Source organism: Streptomyces canus (assembly GCF_041435015.1).
Classification (GTDB): domain Bacteria; phylum Actinomycetota; class Actinomycetes; order Streptomycetales; family Streptomycetaceae; genus Streptomyces; species Streptomyces canus_G.
Map to the genome: position 1 here is coordinate 1,582,786 of NZ_CP107989.1, position 15,955 is coordinate 1,598,740.

The 15,955-nt window shown below is 72.1% G+C and carries 13 protein-coding genes, 1 tRNA gene and 2 pseudogenes; 5 read left to right on the forward strand and 11 right to left on the reverse strand.

The features are described 5' to 3' along the window. Positions 1–12 precede the first annotated feature (12 nt). The 3 genes from OG841_RS07390 to OG841_RS07400 all read left to right on the forward strand — a co-directional run bounded on the left by OG841_RS07390 (position 13) and on the right by OG841_RS07400 (position 4,709). On the forward strand, positions 13–441 hold the full coding sequence (locus OG841_RS07390; RefSeq protein WP_328642179.1) for a cobalamin B12-binding domain-containing protein: 429 nt from the start codon (positions 13–15) through the stop codon (positions 439–441). Beyond that, entirely contained in the window at positions 441–1,712 is a 1,272-nt protein-coding gene (locus OG841_RS07395; RefSeq protein WP_328642178.1) for a methylaspartate mutase, read from the forward strand. Before OG841_RS07390 ends, OG841_RS07395 begins: the two co-directional genes overlap by 1 nt. Before the next feature lie 72 nt (positions 1,713–1,784). Beyond that, complete coding sequence (locus OG841_RS07400) at positions 1,785–4,709, forward strand: AfsR/SARP family transcriptional regulator (RefSeq protein WP_328642177.1); 2,925 nt, start codon at positions 1,785–1,787, stop codon at positions 4,707–4,709. Here OG841_RS07400 and OG841_RS07405 read toward each other — a convergent pair. From OG841_RS07405 to tdh, 9 genes and pseudogenes are all read right to left on the reverse strand, one after another. Next, positions 4,675–7,863 (reverse strand): BTAD domain-containing putative transcriptional regulator, encoded by a 3,189-nt coding sequence (locus OG841_RS07405; RefSeq protein WP_328642176.1) that lies wholly within the window; start codon positions 7,861–7,863, stop codon positions 4,675–4,677. The two genes, OG841_RS07400 and OG841_RS07405, sit on opposite strands and share 35 nt — an antisense overlap. Before the next feature lie 158 nt (positions 7,864–8,021). Next, a pseudogene (locus OG841_RS07410) lies at positions 8,022–8,144 on the reverse strand (CorA family divalent cation transporter); the annotation flags it as partial. A 349-nt stretch (positions 8,145–8,493) separates the two neighbouring features. After that, positions 8,494–8,567 (reverse strand) — tRNA-Pro (locus OG841_RS07415). A gap of 91 nt (positions 8,568–8,658) precedes the next feature. Then, positions 8,659–9,024 carry an MmcQ/YjbR family DNA-binding protein gene (locus OG841_RS07420; protein ID WP_326661737.1) on the reverse strand — a complete coding sequence of 122 codons (366 nt, stop codon included), beginning with the start codon at positions 9,022–9,024 and terminating at the stop codon, positions 8,659–8,661. Positions 9,025–9,054: 30 nt separating this feature from the next. Continuing rightward, positions 9,055–9,588, reverse strand: coding sequence for a GNAT family N-acetyltransferase (locus tag OG841_RS07425; protein ID WP_328642174.1), 534 nt, complete (start codon positions 9,586–9,588; stop codon positions 9,055–9,057). Then, positions 9,585–10,163, reverse strand: a complete 579-nt coding sequence (locus tag OG841_RS07430) for a helix-turn-helix domain-containing protein (protein WP_328642173.1) — start codon at positions 10,161–10,163, stop codon at positions 9,585–9,587. Before OG841_RS07430 ends, OG841_RS07425 begins: the two co-directional genes overlap by 4 nt. Positions 10,164–10,213: 50 nt before the next feature. Next, positions 10,214–11,116: a LysR family transcriptional regulator gene (locus OG841_RS07435; protein WP_328642172.1), complete on the reverse strand. Its 903-nt coding sequence runs from the start codon at positions 11,114–11,116 to the stop codon at positions 10,214–10,216. Positions 11,117–11,143: 27 nt separating this feature from the next. Further along, entirely contained in the window at positions 11,144–12,337 is a 1,194-nt protein-coding gene (locus tag OG841_RS07440) for a glycine C-acetyltransferase (RefSeq protein ID WP_328642171.1), read from the reverse strand. A 14-nt stretch (positions 12,338–12,351) separates the two neighbouring features. After that, positions 12,352–13,380 carry an L-threonine 3-dehydrogenase gene (tdh, locus tag OG841_RS07445; protein WP_328642170.1) on the reverse strand — a complete coding sequence of 343 codons (1,029 nt, stop codon included), beginning with the start codon at positions 13,378–13,380 and terminating at the stop codon, positions 12,352–12,354. A gap of 194 nt (positions 13,381–13,574) precedes the next feature. Between tdh and OG841_RS07450 the strand changes: the two genes are divergently transcribed. Both OG841_RS07450 and OG841_RS07455 read left to right on the forward strand, forming a co-directional pair. Then, positions 13,575–14,141 (forward strand): hypothetical protein, encoded by a 567-nt coding sequence (locus OG841_RS07450; protein ID WP_328642169.1) that lies wholly within the window; start codon positions 13,575–13,577, stop codon positions 14,139–14,141. 41 nt (positions 14,142–14,182) lie between these two features. Beyond that, positions 14,183–14,776, forward strand: a complete 594-nt coding sequence (locus tag OG841_RS07455) for a GPP34 family phosphoprotein (RefSeq protein ID WP_328642168.1) — start codon at positions 14,183–14,185, stop codon at positions 14,774–14,776. Here the strand turns inward: OG841_RS07455 and OG841_RS07460 are convergent. Together OG841_RS07460 and OG841_RS07465 are read right to left on the reverse strand one after the other, a co-directional pair. Then, positions 14,773–15,360 (reverse strand): annotated as a pseudogene (locus tag OG841_RS07460) (TetR/AcrR family transcriptional regulator). The gene OG841_RS07455 and the pseudogene OG841_RS07460 sit on opposite strands and share 4 nt — an antisense overlap. Beyond that, positions 15,350–15,928: a GAF domain-containing protein gene (locus OG841_RS07465; protein ID WP_328642167.1), complete on the reverse strand. Its 579-nt coding sequence runs from the start codon at positions 15,926–15,928 to the stop codon at positions 15,350–15,352. Before OG841_RS07465 ends, OG841_RS07460 begins: the two are co-directional and overlap by 11 nt. Between the last annotated feature and the right edge of the window lie 27 nt (positions 15,929–15,955).

The following is a 15,955-nucleotide window of genomic DNA, read 5'->3' on the forward strand; positions in this document are numbered from 1 at the left end:
AGGACATTCGTCGTGACCAGTGTTTCGTCGGATTCCCACATGTGGAACCTCGTTTTTCTCCAGTTATTGCTTGAGGAGAACGGCGGACAGGTGGTCAACCTCGGCGCGTGCACTCCGGACGAACTGGTCATGTCCGAATGCCTCAGAATCCGTCCGGACGCCTTGGTCATCAGCACGGTCAACGGGCACGGCCATATCGACGGCCTACGGCTGATCAGAAAGATTCGCGGGCATTCGGGGCTCGCCTCCATGAAAGTCGTCATCGGGGGAAAGCTCGGCATCCACGGTTCCCGGCACGCGGGGTCCCGGGCGGAACTGGTCGCGAACGGCTTCGACGCGGTGTTCGAGGCGGACGCCGATCTCGACCGGTTCCTCGGCTGCCTCGGACTGGGCACGCCCGCGCCGAAACACGTCGCCTCTACGGAAATCCGGAGTACCTGATGGCACCTCCTACCGGACCCGGACGCTTCACCCGGTTCGTCCGGCGGGCGTCGAGCGAAGGGAAACTGGTCGTCCAGCCGCGCATGGGGTTCGGCACGGTCGAGCAGATGCGCGCGGGACTCGATGCGGTCCGGGACGTCGACGCGGCCACGGTGGGCACCATCACCGTCGACAGCTACACACGGGTGAACGATCACGCCTCGGCCCTTCTCGCTCTGGAGAAGGGCGCGGACCTCAACGGGTTCCCGCTGGTGGCCCACGGCGCGGCGGTGACCCGCGAGGTGCTCGCCGGGATCGCGGGCGACGACTTCCCGGTGCAGGTGAGGCACGGCTCGGCGTTGCCCCGCGAGTTGTTCGAGGGACTGGTGGCGGCCGGCGCCGACGCCACCGAAGGCGGCCCTGTCTCCTACTGTCTGCCGTACAGCCGCGTCCCTCTGGCACAAGCCGTCGACGCCTGGGCGGAATGCTGCGAGATGCTCGCGGGAATCAGCGAACCGGTGCATCTGGAGAGTTTCGGCGGCTGCATGCTGGGACAGTTGTGCCCGCCGAGCCTGCTGATCTCCCTGAGCATTCTGGAAGGCTTGTTCTTCCGCGAACACGGACTGCGGGACATTTCCGTCAGCTACGCCCAGCAGACGAATCAGCAACAGGACATCGAGGCGATCCACGCCCTGCGCGCCCTGGCGAAGGAATGGCTCGGAGACACCGACTGGCACGCCGTCCTGTACACCTACATGGGCGTTTATCCCCGCAGCCGAAAGGGGGCGTACGGGCTGCTCGAAGCGAGTGCGAGGCTCGCCGCCAGATCCGGGACCGAGCGGCTGATCGTCAAGACCGCGGTGGAGGCCAGCAGAATCCCGTCGATCACGGAGAACGTCGACGCCCTGGAACGCGCCGCGAGGGCGGCCGAGCGGGAGGCGGTGGCCGAACCGGCCGGAATTCCGGACTCCGGGATCTACGAGGAGGCCCAGGCGATCATCACGCACACGCTGACCCTCGGCAGCGATGTCGGAAAGGCGCTCGTCCGCGCCTTCGCCCTCGGGCACCTCGACATCCCGTTCTGCCTGCACCAGGACAACGCGAACCGCTGCCGGGCCCGTATCGACGACCGTGGCCGGCTCACCTGGGCCGACCCCGCAGGGGTGCCGATTCCCCGGGCGCGCGATCTGGCCAGGAACCGGCAGCGACTCACCGCCCGGGGCCTCCTCGACATGCTCAGTTACAACGAACGGCGCTACGACCACCCGTCCCGGACCAGCCACCCTCGTTGACGGGCCGCACGGCGAGGAAGATCACGAACTAGGGTTGGAGCGTTCGAGATCCTCCTACCGGGACCAGTGAAGATGAGAGAAGACCAGGATCATCACGTGCGGTTCGCGGTCCTGGGGTCGGTCAAAGTGTGGCGGAGAGGCGCCGAGTTATCCCTCGGGCCACCGAAGCAGCGCGCCTTACTGGCGTTGCTCCTGCTGCACGCCGGAGAGACCGTCGGCCTGAGCCAGATCGTCGACGTCCTGTGGCACGGTGACCCTCCGAACAGCGCCGTGAACGTCGTCCACCGCCACATCGGCTCCTTGCGGAAACTGCTGGAGCCCGACCTCCCGCCCCGCGCCCCGGGCGCCGTGCTGGTGCGCCGCGCCGGGGGGTACGGCATCGACGCCGACGCCACCACCCTCGACCTGCTGCGCTTCCGTGAACTTCGCGCCCGCGCCCGCGACGCCGCCGACGACGGAGAGGTGAGCGCCGCCGCCGAGCTCTACACCCAGGCCCTCTCCCTCTGGCGCGGAGAAGCAGCGCAGGGAGTCTCCCCGGACATCAGGGTGCACCCCCTGTTCTCCGCCGTCGACAGCGAACACCTGGCGGCCCTGCGCGAGGGCGCCGACCTGATGCTGGCGCTGGGCACACCCGCCCCGGTCCTGCCCCTGCTGCACCGGGCGATCGCGCAGTACCCGCTGGACGAGGCGGTGCACGCCCGGCTGATCCAGGCGCTCGCCCGGACGGGGCGTCAGGCGGAGGCGTTCGGCCTGTTCCAGGAGATGAGCCTGCGGCTGCAGAACGAGCTCGGCATCGAGCCGGGCCGCGAGCTCCGCCTCGCCCACGCGAGCCTACTGCGCAGCTCGGAACAGGCCGCGACACCGAAGGAGGGGCGCCGGGAAGCCCCGCCGGCGGAGAACCCCGCGCCGCCGAACGCGCCGGCTGCGGTCCGTCCCACCCAACTCCCGCTGGACCTGCGCACCTTCGTCGGCCGCCGGGACGAACTGGCCCGGATCACCAACGCCCTCGACGGGCTCGACGAAGCCTCCGCGACCAGTTCGGCGGTGATCAACACCATCGAGGGAATGGCCGGCGTGGGCAAGACGACCCTCGCCGTGCACCTCGCCCACCGCCTCGCGCCCCGGTTCCCCGACGGCCAGCTCTACGTCAACCTCCGCGGCTTCGACGCGAGCGGACCCTGCGTCACAGCCGCCGAGGCCCTGCGCTCGTTCCTCATCGCCCTCGGCGTCTCCGCCCGCCACCTGCCCGCCGACCTCGACTCCCAGATGGCCCTCTACCGGAGCATCCTCGCGGACCGCCGGGTTTTGATCGTCCTCGACAACGCGCGCGACTCGCAGCACGTACGCCCCCTGCTGCCGGGCAGCTGCACCTGCCTCGTCGTCATCACCAGCCGCACCCAGCTGCGCGGCCTCGTCGCCACCCACGGAGCCGCCCCCCTGATCCTCGGCCCGCTCAGCGAGGCGGAGTCCCGTGAGGTCCTCGCGCGCCACCTGGGCCAGGACCGCACCGCCGCCGAACCCGAGGCCGTCGACACGATCCTGGAGTTCTGCCACCGCCTGCCCCTCGCCCTCGCGGTCATCGCGGCGCGCGCGGCCACCCTGCCCGGCTTCTCCCTCGCCTCCATCGCCGCCGAACTCCGGGCCGACCACGACAGCCTCGACGCCTTCGCCGACGACGACCCCTACACCGACCTGCGCACCGTCTTCTCCTGGTCCCTCGACGGCCTCGGCCCCGAGGCGGCCAGGCTCCTGCGGCTGCTGTCCCTGCACCCCGGACCCGACCTGTCCGCCTCCGCCGCGGCGAGCCTTGCCGCGCTGCCGCCGCGCCGGACCACGACGCTGCTGGCCAGGCTCGCCGACGCCCACCTGCTGATCCGGCCGCTGCCGAATCGTTTCGTCTTCCACGACATGCTCAAGATCTACGCGTCCGAGCAGCTCCAGGACCACGACGACGCCGACACGCGCGCAGCAGCCGTACGGCGGCTGCTCGACCACTACGCCCACGGCGCCCACGCCGCCACGACCGCGCTGACCCCCGACCGCATCGACGCCGCCCCCGACGCCCCCGCCGAACCGGGCGTCGAACTGGAGCCCCTCACCGGCCCGGCCTCGGCCGCTGCCTGGCTGGAGCGGGAACTGCCCGTGCTGCTGGCCACCGTGGAGCGGGCCGGGAGCACGGGCTACCCGGACCGCGCCTGGCTGCTGGCCCAGACCCTGGAGCTGTACCTGGACCGCAGGGGCCGCTGGCAGGACCAGATCGACATCCAGTCCATCGCCGTGGACGCCGCCCTCGCGCTCCAGGACCGGCGCCGCGAGGCGAAGGCCCGCCGGGCCCTGGGATTCGCGTACGGGCGCCTCGCCCAGGACGACCGGGCCCAAACCGAACTCCAGGAAGCGATGGCCCTGTTCACCGGACTCGGCGATCAGGGCGGCCAGGCCCGCACGCACCGGTCGCTGGCCTTCCTGGCCAACTGCCGCGACGACCACGACGCGGCCCTGCGCCACTACGCGCAGGCCCACGACCTGTACCGGGCGATCGGCAACCTCACCGGACAGGCGCTCGTCCTCAACGAGACGGGTTGGACCCACATCCTGAACGGCGCCCACCAGCAGGCCGTGGCCGTGTGCGCCCAGGCGGTGGCCCTGCACCAGGGGAGCGGCGACACCACCGGCGAGGCCGCGGCCTGGGACAGCCTCGGCTACGCCCACCACCACCTGGGCCACCACGAGGAAGCCCTCCGCTGTTACGAGCGCGCCCTGAAGCTCTACCAGCAGATGAACGACCGCTACCTGGAGGCCGACACCCTCCTGCACATGGGAGACACCCACGAGGCCCGGGGAAACCGCGCCGCCGCCCTGCCCCTGTGGCGGGAGGCGGTGCGGATCCTCGACGGACTCGGCCACCCCGAGGCCGGACAGGCCCGCGCCCGGCTGAGAGGCGAGGGAGCCGACGACCCGGCCGCTACGAAACGGACGTCAGGGGACACAGCCGGGTGAACGGCAGAGTGCGGCTCACATAGGCGAACTCCCCGCGTGACCTGACCTCCGCGGCCGATGACCGCAGCGTCCGCCTGGCGTCCTCGACCGCCCCGCTGCTGTGCTGGGCGTGGGCCAGCAGGCCCAGGTGGAGCGGCAGCCGGATGAGCAGCCGCCGCTCGCGCAGCTCGGCGACCGCCGACTCCAGGCTGTCGAGCGCGCCGGCCTCGCCGGTCTGCTGGAGCGCCCAGCTCCGGCACACCTGGAGCATGGCGGTCCAGTGGCTCAGCCCGTGGGCGCGGGCGATGTCCAGGCCCCGGCCGCTGGAGGCCGCCGCCCCGTGGGGGTCCTCGCCCAGGGCCGCTATCAGGGAGTGGAAGTAGTACGCGCTCGCATGGTCGACCGGCGTGCCGTCCCGGCCGGTGGCCACGAGCAGTTCCTCGCACAGCGCCCGCGCCTCGTCGGTGGCGCCGAGCAGCCACAGGGTGAGGACGCGATGGTTCGTGGCCAGGAACCGGGGGTCGTGCTGGGAGCGGCGGATCATGACCTCACGCTGTTCGGGGGTCAGCTTCTCGGCCATTCGCTCCGCCTCGGTCAGGGAGGTGAGCGCGTCGGCGGTCTCGCTGGGCAGCTGGAGCAGCCCGCGCGCGAACCGCTCGTAGAACCGGATCTCCGGGGCGCCGGACCGCTCGGCGAGGGCGCGCAGCTGCTCCACGTGCCGGGCGCCCTCGGCGTGCCGGCCGGTGACCAGTTCGGCCGTGAACTGCTGCAGCAGCATGGCGCCCTCCTCGGTGGTCCGGCCCGCCGTGGCGGCGGACAGCTTCCGGATGCGCCCGGCCTCGGCCTCCACCTGCCGGTCGCCGTAACCGCGGGTGATGCTCGCCGTGTAGAGGATCGTGGTGCGCAGGTCCAGCGTCTGCTCGGACGCCGCGTCACCGTCCCGGGGCGAGGCGCAGAGCAAGGTGTGCGCGTGCTCGAACCAGGTCTGCGCGCGCCGGTAGTCGCCGTCGCCGATGGCCTGTTCGCCGGCGCGCCTGAGGTGCGGCAGCACGTCCTCGGCCGGCAGGGCCAGCACGGCCTGCCAGGCGTGCTCGGCCATTTGCTCGCTCACCTCGGGGGAGCCGCCGTGGCGGGCGCCGAGGACGCCGACGGCGCGCGCGTGCAGGGCCGCCCGCTCCTGGCAGCGCAGCTCCGCCAGGAGGACATCGCGGATGAGGCCGTAGCGGAAGACGAGCCGGTGCGGGTCGTCGGGGTCGCTGCGCATGAGCCCGGTCCCCAGGACCTCTTCCAGGACGTCGTGGCCGCCCCCGCCGTCGTCCAGCATGGCGGTCAGCGAGGCCAGCGCCGCCTCGCCGCCGAGCACGGCGCAGCACTGGAGGAGGTGCAGGACGCGCGGGGGCAGCTCGGCGAACCGCCGGCGCAGCATGCTGCGGATGCCCGTCGGGATCCCGGCGCGGACGACGTCGGCGGCACGGGGGTCGCGCAGGCGCCGCGCCCCGCCGGCGTCGGCGAGCAACTGGTCGAGGAGGTAGGGGTTGCCGGCGCTGCGCTCGTACAGCGCCCGTACGACGGACGCGTCGACGCCGGGCCCGGCCTGGGCCGTGACCGCGGCCCGGACGTAGTCCTCGGTGAGGTTGTCCAGGTGCACGACCTTGGTGCGTGAGTCGGCCAGGAGGTCGACGAGCGGGCCGTCGCTCTCGGGCCCGGCCCCGAGACCGGGTTCGCGGACCGTGATCACCACGCTGACGGGCCGCCCCTGTGTGCGGCTGCTGAACAGTCCCAGCACGTCGAGCGTGAGCCGGTCCGCCCGGTGCACGTCTTCGAGGACGAGCAGGAGCGGGCTGTCGTCGGCGCACTGGAGGATCGCCTCGCACAGCACGTCCTGGGCGAGGAAGTCCATCTCGTCCGAGGGGGGTCCCGACAGCGTTGTCACCGGATGCCGTTCGGCGCTCTGCTTGCGCAGGTCGTCGAAGGACACTCCGTACAGGATTTCGAGCCGGCGCAGCACCTGCTGCCACACCCAGCCGGCGGGCATCCCCTCGCTGCCGCGGCAGTTGACGCGGATCACCTCCGCCTGCGGGTGCGGCGGCTGCGCCTGATCCGTGGCCCGCGCCACCAGTTCGGTCTTGCCGACGCCCGCCTCGCCGACGACGGCGGTGGTGTGCCCGCTGCCGCGAAGGGCGCCGGTGATGGACGACCGCAGAGCGTCGAGGGCGTCGTCGCGGCAGGGGAAGGCGGACCAGGCCGCCGGTGCCGTACCCCGCTGTCCGGCCTCGGGGACGGCCGCCGGACCGTCCGCCGGCGCGGGCCCCTCCGCCTCCCGCTCGGCCACGGTGCCGGGCCGGACGCGTACCTCGACGGCGGCCGGGGCAGGCGTCTGGTCGTCGAGTTCGTGGCGCAGCAGGGCGAGGTGGACGCGCTGGAGCTCGCGGGCCGGGGCGACCCCGAGTTCCTCGGAGAGGTAGGCGCGCGTCCGGTCGTACAGCTGGAGCGCCTCGGCCTGCCGGCCCAGGCGGTACAGGCCCGTCATGAGGCTGCCGACCAGGCGTTCGTCGGTGGGCTGGAGGGACACCTCGCGGCGCAGCAGCGCGACGGCGTCACCGGCCTCGCCGAGCGCGAGGAGCGTGTCGGCGTGGGCCGCGGCGGCGGTGGTCCGCAGGAGGCTCAGGCGGGCGGCCTCCTCCGCGAGCGGGGTGTAGGCCGCGAGGTCCAGGAAGGGGTCGGCCCGCCATAATCGCAGCGCCTTGTCGAACACGTCGCGGGCGTCCTGGAGCCGGCTGTCGGCCACATGGCGCTGCCCCTGGGAGACGAGGCTCTCGAACCGGGACAGGTCGAACGTGCCCGGCTCCACCGTCAGGACGTACCCGGGTGCCTGGTAGCGCAGCGGGGCGATCGGCCCGTGCCGCCCCGTCAGCACCCGCCGCAGGTGGGACAGGTACGTCTGCAGGGTGGCCTGCGGGCGTCTGGGGAGGCTGTCGCCCCACAGTTCGTCGACGAGTTGATCGGCGGGCACCACCTGGCCCAGCCGGATCAGCAGCAGTCCCAGCACGGCCCGGTGCCGTGGGGGACCGAGAGGCACCTGCTCGGCCCCGCGCCGAGCCGTCATCACACCGAAAGCCTCGAACGACAGATCTGCCAGGGACGCGGTTTGTTGCTCTTGAGCTGTGTACGCCATGCCGGGGGCTCTTGCCTTTCGACGGTCACTTGACGGGCGGTCGATCGTACGGCGGGGCAGGTGCTGAAACAGTGCCGATCAAGTGACGCTCTGAACACGCCATAACACGGACGGGTACGAGCCATGTGCCGGGCGACGGACGGCGGGCGGCGGGCGGCTCAGAACCAGTCGCGGCGCTTGAAGACGACGTACAGGCTCACGCACACCACGCCCATCAGCGCGATGGCGAACGGGTACCCGAACGCCCGGCGCAGCTCCGGCATGTGTGTGAAGTTCATGCCGTCTCCTCCAGGCGCCGGCGTACGGCGGAGAGGCCGGGGGCGTCCGCGTGACGGGCCGTCAGGACGAAGCCGGGGCCCAGGAAGACGTGGAGTTCGCCGAAGTCGATCTCCACGGGCGCGTCCAGCCCTTCAGCGCTACCTGCACCCGGACGTACACAAGATCACGGCCGCCGGGGCGGCGCTCTCCGCGCACCTCAGCGTGCTGCGCACACCAAGCTCACTGCCGAGTCCGATCGTCGTGACCCGCTGACCTCGGTCAAGGACGCCGGTCCCCAACTGGTCCCCAACAATGGTCAAGGGCCGGTTCCGGATGTCTCCGAAACCGGCCCTGACCTGCGACTGTCTCCAGTCGGGACGACAGGATTTGAACCTGCGACCCCTTGACCCCCAGTCAAGTGCGCTACCAAGCTGCGCCACGTCCCGGTGCCCGCCTGACCTGGGGTTTCCCCTGGCCGAACGTGCAGAGAAACCATACCGCACTCGGGTCGGTGGTCGCGCACCCCTTTCGCCCGCCTCACCCCCTGGGCGGATCGGGCAGCCCCAGCCCCGGATACGCGTCGAGCAGCCCGGACGGCGCCGCCTGCCGCCAGGAATCGGCGAGGATGTCCCGCAGTTCACCCTCGTCCTCGATCGCGGCGAGGCGGGCGCGCACCCACGCGAACTGCGCCTCGTGGTCGGCGATCCAGAACTTCCCCGGCTCGGCCAGCACCAACTCGTCGCGCTCCTCCTTCGGACAGCGCACGGCGATGGAGGTCTCGTCCTCGGGCAGCGTGGCGAACATCTTCCCCGCGACCCGGAACGTGGGCATGCTCCAGGCGATCTTCTCCGTCGTGTCCGGCAGGGACAGGGCGACACGACGTACGTCTTCGGCGTCCGGCATGACAGGCACCGTAGCGGCTGCCACTGACAATCACCTGGTCGCAGCGGTCGCCCGGAGACGCTTGTAGTAGAGGGTCGTCGGCCGCAGCACACCGCCGGGATCGGCCGCGTAGTCGGGGATGACTCCGGCGCGGGTCCAGCCGGCGCCGCCGTAGAGGCGCTCGGCGGGGCTGTCGGTCTCGGTGTCCAGGTGGAGCAGGGTGATTCCGGCCGCGCGGGCGGCCTCCTCCGCGGTGCCGAGGAGCCGCCGCCCGAGACCGTGCCCGCGCGCGTCCCGGTGCACCATCAGTTTGACCAGCTCAGCGCGGTGGCGGGAGTTGGGCTTGTCGGGAAAGGCCAGGCTGACGGTGCCGACCGCGCGGTGACCGTTGTCCGCCGCCCACACCGCCAGACACCCCGCGGCCACCGCGCCCGCCCGCTCCTTCCACCAGGCGACGGCCGCCGCCCGGTCCATCGGTGCGAGGAACCCGATGGAGGCGCCGCCGTCCACCGTGTCGACCAGCAGATCGGCCAACTCGTCCACGCGGTGCAGCAGTCGGACCTCGTCAAGGCGGGTGACGATCACGGCAGGACCACCGCCAGCACATACCGCACCGGGTCGGGACCCGCGCACCGGAACCGCGTCGGTCCCCACACCCTCAGCCGCAGACAGTCCCCGGTGCCGAGGTGGTGCTCGGCGTCCAGAGCGGCGACGTCGAGCGCACCCTCCAGAACCCAGATGTGCTGCTCCAGGCCCGGCACGGGCGGCCGGTCGTAGGCGATGTCGGAACCGGCGGCGAGCCGTCCCTCGACGAGTTCGCCGCGCAGCCCGGAGTGCGGCGGCGACACGGATCGCCGTACGAACCCGGAGGCCCGGTCCTCCCACACCGTCTGGTCGGCGCCCCGGATCAGCAGCGCGGGCTCGGCCTCGACCTCGCTGAGCAGCTGGGACATGGTCCGCCCGTACACCCCGCACAGCCGGTTCAGCAGCGAGGCGGTGGGGCTGATCTCGGCCCGCTCGGCGCGGGAGAGGGTGGACCTGCTGACACCGCTGCGTTCGGCCAACTCGCCCAGCGACCAGCCCCGTTCGGCCCGCAGCGCGGCGAGTCGGGCGCCGAGGCGGGTGTCCACGGGGTCGGGCCCGGGTTCGTCGTGTTTCACATTCGGGAAACTATCCCACATACGAGAAGCCCGCCAGTGCGGCCGGCTCCCTACTCCCCGGCAACGGCTCCGAGCGCGTCCAGCACCGGACGGATGAGGGGGTGCTCCTCCGCACCCCGCCGCACGGCCGCGAAGACCCGGCGCGTCGGGGCGACCCCGTCCACCGGCCGTACGACCACCCCGGTGAGATCCATCCCGATCAGCGCCGAACGCGGTACCAACGCCACCCCCGCGTCCGCCGACGCCAGTGCCACCACCGCGCGGAAGTCGTCCGACGAGTGCTCCAGACGCGGCTGGAATCCGGCGTTCTCGCAGGCCAGGACCACGACGTCATGGCAGGGGTTGCCCGGGTAGGGGCCGATCCACGGGTCCTTGGCGAGCTCGGCCAGCGGCACCTCGGCCGCGCCGGCCAGCCGGTGGCTCACCGGGACGACCGCGTCGAAGGGCTCGGCGTACAGGGGCACGTGGGCCAGGCGTGGGTCGTCGGCGGGCGGGGCCCCGCGGTACTCCACGGCGACCGCCACATCGACCTGCCGGTCGAGGACCATCGGCAGGCTGGCGTCGCCCTCGGCGTCCTGGACGCGGAGGTGGATGCCGGGGGCCGTCGAGGCGAGGCGGGCCACCGCGGGCGCCACGACCAGGGCGATCCCGGTCGCGAAGGAGGCGACCGTGACGGTGCCGGCCGCGCCCGAGCTGTAGGCGGCCAGCTCGGCCTCCGCCCGCTCCAGCTGGGCGAGGACCGCGTTGGTGTGGCTGAGCAGGATCTCGCCGGCCGGAGTCAGCCGTACACCCTTCGCACCGCGCTCGACGAGCCGGTGGCCGGTCTCCTGCTCCAGGGCCGTGAGCTGCTGCGAGACGGCGGAGGGGGTGAGATACAGCGCGGCGGCAGCCGCCGTGACCGTGCGGTGGTCGGCCACCGCACGGAGAATGTGGAGCCGCCGCGCTTCGATCATGGGATCGATTATCGCAATACGTCCGGACTAGGCCGCCAGCTCGGCCCTGGCCGCGACGAAGGCGTCGACCGCGCGGTTCACGTCCTCGGTGGAGTGAGCCGCCGAGAGCTGCACCCTGATGCGCGCCTGCCCCTGCGGCACCACCGGGTACGAGAAACCGATCACATACACCCCGCGCTCCAGCAGGAGCTCGGCCAGACGGCCCGCCTCGGAGGCGTCCCCGATCATCACGGGCGCGATGGCGTGATCACCGGGCAGGACGTCGAAGCCCTCCTCGGTCATACGGCGACGGAACAGCGCGGTGTTCTCCCGCAGCCGCACCCGCAGGTCGTCCGCCGACTCCAGCAGGTCGAGGACCTTCAGCGAGGCCGCGGCGATCACCGGGGCGAGCGTGTTCGAGAAGAGGTACGGCCGTGAGCGCTGACGCAGGAGCGCGACGATCTCGGCACGGGCGGCGACGTAACCGCCGGAGGCACCGCCGAGCGCCTTGCCGAGGGTGCCCGTGATGATGTCGACGCGGTCCATGACGCCGTGCAGCTCGGGGGTGCCGCGGCCGCCGGGGCCGACGAAGCCGACGGCGTGCGAGTCGTCGACCATGACCATGGCGTCGTACCGGTCGGCGAGGTCGCAGATGTCCTTCAACGGCGCCACGTAACCGTCCATGGAGAAGACGCCGTCGGTGACGATCAGCTTGCGCCGGGCACTCTCGGCCTCCTTCAACTGCCGTTCCAGATCGGCCAGATCACGGTTGGCGTACCGGAAGCGGCGGGCCTTGGACAGCCGGATGCCGTCGATGATGGACGCGTGGTTCAGGGCGTCGGAGATCACCGCGTCCTCGGGGCCCAGCAGCGTCTCGAAGACACCGCCGTTGGCGTCGAAGCAGGAGGAGTACAGGATCGTGTCCTCCTGGCCGAGAAAGCCGGACAGCCGCGCCTCCAGCTCCTTGTGGACCTCCTGCGTGCCGCAGATGAAACGGACCGAGGCCATGCCGTAGCCCCAGCGGTCCAGGGCGGCGTGGGCGGCGGCTACGACCTCGGGGTGGTCGGCGAGGCCGAGGTAGTTGTTGGCACAGAAGTTGAGCACCTCACCGGGGCGGCCGCCCGCGGAGACGTTCACCGTCGCGGACTGCGGGGTGTCGATCACGCGCTCGGGCTTGTGCAGGCCGGCGGCGCGGATCTCGTCGAGGGTGGCGCGCAGGTCGTCACGCACGGAGTCGAACATCGTCAATCCCTAAGTCAGTTGGTCCAGTCGAGGATGACCTTGCCGCCGCGGCCGCTCGCCGCGTCGGCGAACGCCGCCTCGAAGTCGCGGTAGCCGTACCGGCCGGTGATCACGGGGGCGAGGTCGAGGCCGCCCTCCAGGAGGACCGACATCGCGTACCAGGTCTCGAACATCTCCCGGCCGTAGATGCCCTTGATGGTGATCATCGAGGTGACGATCCGGGCCCAGTCGACCGGGAACTCCGCGGCCGGCAGTCCCAGCATCGCGATCCGGCCGCCGTGCGTCATGTTGGCGATCATGTCGCGCAGGGCCTCCGGCCGACCGGACATCTCCAGGCCGATGTCGAAGCCCTCGCGCAGGCCCAACTCCCGCTGTCCGTCGGCGATCCGCGCCTCCGAGACATTCAGCGCGAGGCTCACGCCGATCTTGCGGGCCAGTTCCAGGCGCTCCTCGCTGACGTCGGTGACGACGACGTTGCGCGCACCCGCGTGCCGGGCGACCGCCGCCGCCATCAGTCCGATCGGGCCGGCGCCGGTGATCAGCACGTCCTCGCCGACCAGCGGGAAGGACAGCGCGGTGTGCACGGCGTTGCCGAACGGGTCGAAGATCGCGGCCACGTCGAGTTCGACGGGGACGCGGTGCACCCACACATTGGCGGCGGGCAGGGCGACGTACTCGGCGAAGGCCCCGTCCCGGCCCACCCCGAGCCCGACCGTGGCCCGGCACAGGTGCCGCCGCCCGGCGAGGCAGTTGCGGCACTTGCCGCAGACGAGGTGCCCCTCGCCGCTCACCCGGTCGCCGATGGCGATCTCCGAGACATCGCGCCCGGTCTCCACGACCTCGCCGACGAACTCGTGCCCCAGGACGAGCGGCGTGCGGATCGACTGCTGTGCCCAGCCGTCCCAGGACCGGATGTGCAGATCGGTGCCGCAGATGCCGGTGCGCAGCACCTTGATCAGGACGTCCCCGGGGCCGACGGCGGGCTCCGGGACGTCCGCGAGCCACAGTCCGGGCTCGGCCTTCTCCTTGACCAGCGCCTTCACGGCATGGCTCCTGTGGGTGCGAGGGGTGGAAACGCCCAGCAATCTGCCGTACGACGCCGTCCTGGTCCATCGAGGATTTCTTAAGCGGTGCCACAGCTCCGCTTCACGCCCGCTGCGGGCCCTGGTCGAGGCGGGAGACCTGCCGGCTGGGAGTCGTGGTACTCGGCGACGCCCCGCCGTCCGACGCTGTAGGGGTGCAGCCCCGGGAAGAGGGCGTCCTCGGTGAAGAGGGCGGCCACGCGCTGCGGTTGGTGGGCGTCGACACTGGTCTTCCCCGGGTGAGGACTCCGCTGAGGATCGTCTTGTGCGGGACCATCCGCCGCACGTGGCCGGTCGGGCGTTCGGCGGGGTGGGCGACGGCATCGCGCTGTCCGGCCTGCCGGTCCTGGTACTGCGGTCCGCCGCCGACTGGAGCACCGCCTGGCGGGCCGCCGCCGTACCGGCCACGCCTAGCGTTCATCGGCGTCAGCTCGCTCGCCCTGGCCACCGGAGCGCACCTGCGGTTCCCCCGCTCGGTCGTGCTGCCGACCGCCGGGTACTCGGTCGGACAGATCCTGGGCCCGCTGGTCGTCGCCCCGCTGCTGCACCACGGCTACCACCGGGCCCTGCTGCCGGCCGCTCTCGTGGTCCTGGTCGCGGCCGCGGCCGCCGCCGTGCTGCGGATCTGTTTTCCGCACCACATGGTCGTAAGGGGGCACACGGTCCCCGAGCAGCAGCGAGAATCGACCGGGGACGCCCGGCCCGCCGCGGCCGGCCCCTGAGCACTCACCGCCGCACCCGGCCGACTGACATGGAGCCGCTGATGACCACCGCACGGGACCTCGCGATCGTCGTCCTCGATGTGGCCGCCGACAAGCCCGTGGAACAGGGCGATCTGTCGCTCGTTCTCGCGGGAGCCGAGGTGCTCGACCTCCTCGACGCCCGCGCCCTCGCCCTGGACGGCGACCGCATCCTGCCCCTGGCCCCGTCCCCCACGGGCGACCGTCTGTTGGACGAGGCCGCCGAGGCGCTCGTACGGCAGGAGCCGTACGAGTCGGTCGAGGACTGGCTGTGGCGCCGGGGCCGCGGGCTGTCCGCGGCGTACGTCGACGACCTGGAGCGGGTCGGGCTGACGGCCCGCTCACGGCGCCGCCGGATCCCGCTGCGGACCGGGCGGACGGAGCTGGTGGACTCGGCGGCGAGACGGCAGGCCGAGGAGCGCCGGGCGGCGGGGGAACCCGTCCTCGCCGCTCTGGTGTCCGCCGCCGGGATCGGTGACGAACCTGGCGGGGAGCTCGCCGACGACGCGGCCACCGTGCTGGCCGCGGTCGGGGACGCGGTGATGGAACTGGAGGCCGTGCGCCAGCGGAAGGTCATCGAGGACGCCGCGTTCGACAACGTCTGGCGCGGTTACTAGGAGCCGGCGACGCCGAGCAGGGCTCGGCGGTTGTCCCACAGGGGGCTCAGGCGCTGGGGGCTGTTGTAGAGCTTGGCGAACATCACCGGGCCCTCCAGTTGGGCCACGACCGCCCGCGCCGCCTCCCCTGGGTCGGACACGGTGGCGTCGCCGTGGTCCCGGGCCTCGGCGACGACCGCCTCGACCGTGTCGACCTGCGCGTCGAAGATCTCCCGCAGTCGTCCGCGCACGGGCTCGGCGTGGTTGCTCAGCTCCAGAGCGAGGTTCCCGAACAGACAGCCCGAGACCCTGCCGCAGCCCTCCTGGACGGCACGCCGGCCGGCCTCGGTCTGCTAGAAGAGCCCGCGCAGCCGCCGCAGGGGGTCCGCGTCCGTGCCCAACACGGTTTCCCGGTCCCGCCGTTGGGCCGCCCAGTGCTCGTCGACGACGGCGAGCGCGAGGGCCTCCTTGGACTCGGAGAAGTAGGAGAAGCTGCCCTTCGGCACCCCGGCCGCCTTGCAGATCTCGGCCACCCCCAGCGCCGAGTATCCGCGCCCCTCGATGAGCGGCTGGTGATGTGGGCCGCCTCGCCCGTCACAGCACAGGGAGGCCGTCGGCCTCCCGTCGCTGCAGACGCGCGGCCAGTTCCGCCGCCGACGACTTGATGGTCTCCAGTCCGGACTTCCCCCACGTCCGGGGCTGCACGTCCGCCGCGCACACCGTGCCCAGCACCATCCCCGCGGAGTCGATGAGCGGCGCGCCCAGATAGGAACGGATGCCGAACTCGTCGACGACCGGGTTGCCCGCGAAGCGTGGGTAGTCACGGACGTCCTCCAGGACCAGCGCCTTGCGGCGGGCGACCACATGGGGGCAAAACCCATGGTCGCGCGCCATATAGCGGCCCACTTCCGGCTTGGCCTCCTCGCCGTCCGCCGGGGTCCGGGCCACGGGAATCCTGAGACCGGCGAAGAACTGCCGGTTCTCGCCGATGAAGTTGACCATGGCGTACGGCGCCCCCGTGCGCTCGGCGAGCCGCTCGGCGAAGGCGTCCAGAGCGGGCTCCGGGCGTTCCCCGAGGTCCAGCAGGCGCAGCCGTCGCGCCCGGTCCGGGGCCTCCTTGTCCTCCGGGGTGAGCAGCAGACGACCGGCCGGGCGTGGTGGGTCGTAGCTCATGGGCGGGTTCCGTCGCTGTGGACGTCG

Excerpts from the sequence above, each read along its gene's own strand:
- OG841_RS07395 (WP_328642178.1), top strand. The coding sequence starts at position 441 with ATGGCACCTCCTACCGGACCCGGACGCTTCACCCGGTTCGTCCGGCGG.
- OG841_RS07400 (WP_328642177.1), top strand. The coding sequence starts at position 1,785 with ATGAGAGAAGACCAGGATCATCACGTGCGGTTCGCGGTCCTGGGGTCG.
- OG841_RS07405 (WP_328642176.1), bottom strand. The coding sequence starts at position 7,863 with ATGGCGTACACAGCTCAAGAGCAACAAACCGCGTCCCTGGCAGATCTG.
- OG841_RS07420 (WP_326661737.1), bottom strand. The coding sequence starts at position 9,024 with ATGCCGGACGCCGAAGACGTACGTCGTGTCGCCCTGTCCCTGCCGGAC.
- OG841_RS07435 (WP_328642172.1), bottom strand. The coding sequence starts at position 11,116 with ATGATCGAAGCGCGGCGGCTCCACATTCTCCGTGCGGTGGCCGACCAC.
- OG841_RS07440 (WP_328642171.1), bottom strand. The coding sequence starts at position 12,337 with ATGTTCGACTCCGTGCGTGACGACCTGCGCGCCACCCTCGACGAGATC.
- OG841_RS07455 (WP_328642168.1), top strand. The coding sequence starts at position 14,183 with ATGACCACCGCACGGGACCTCGCGATCGTCGTCCTCGATGTGGCCGCC.
- OG841_RS07465 (WP_328642167.1), bottom strand. The coding sequence starts at position 15,928 with ATGAGCTACGACCCACCACGCCCGGCCGGTCGTCTGCTGCTCACCCCG.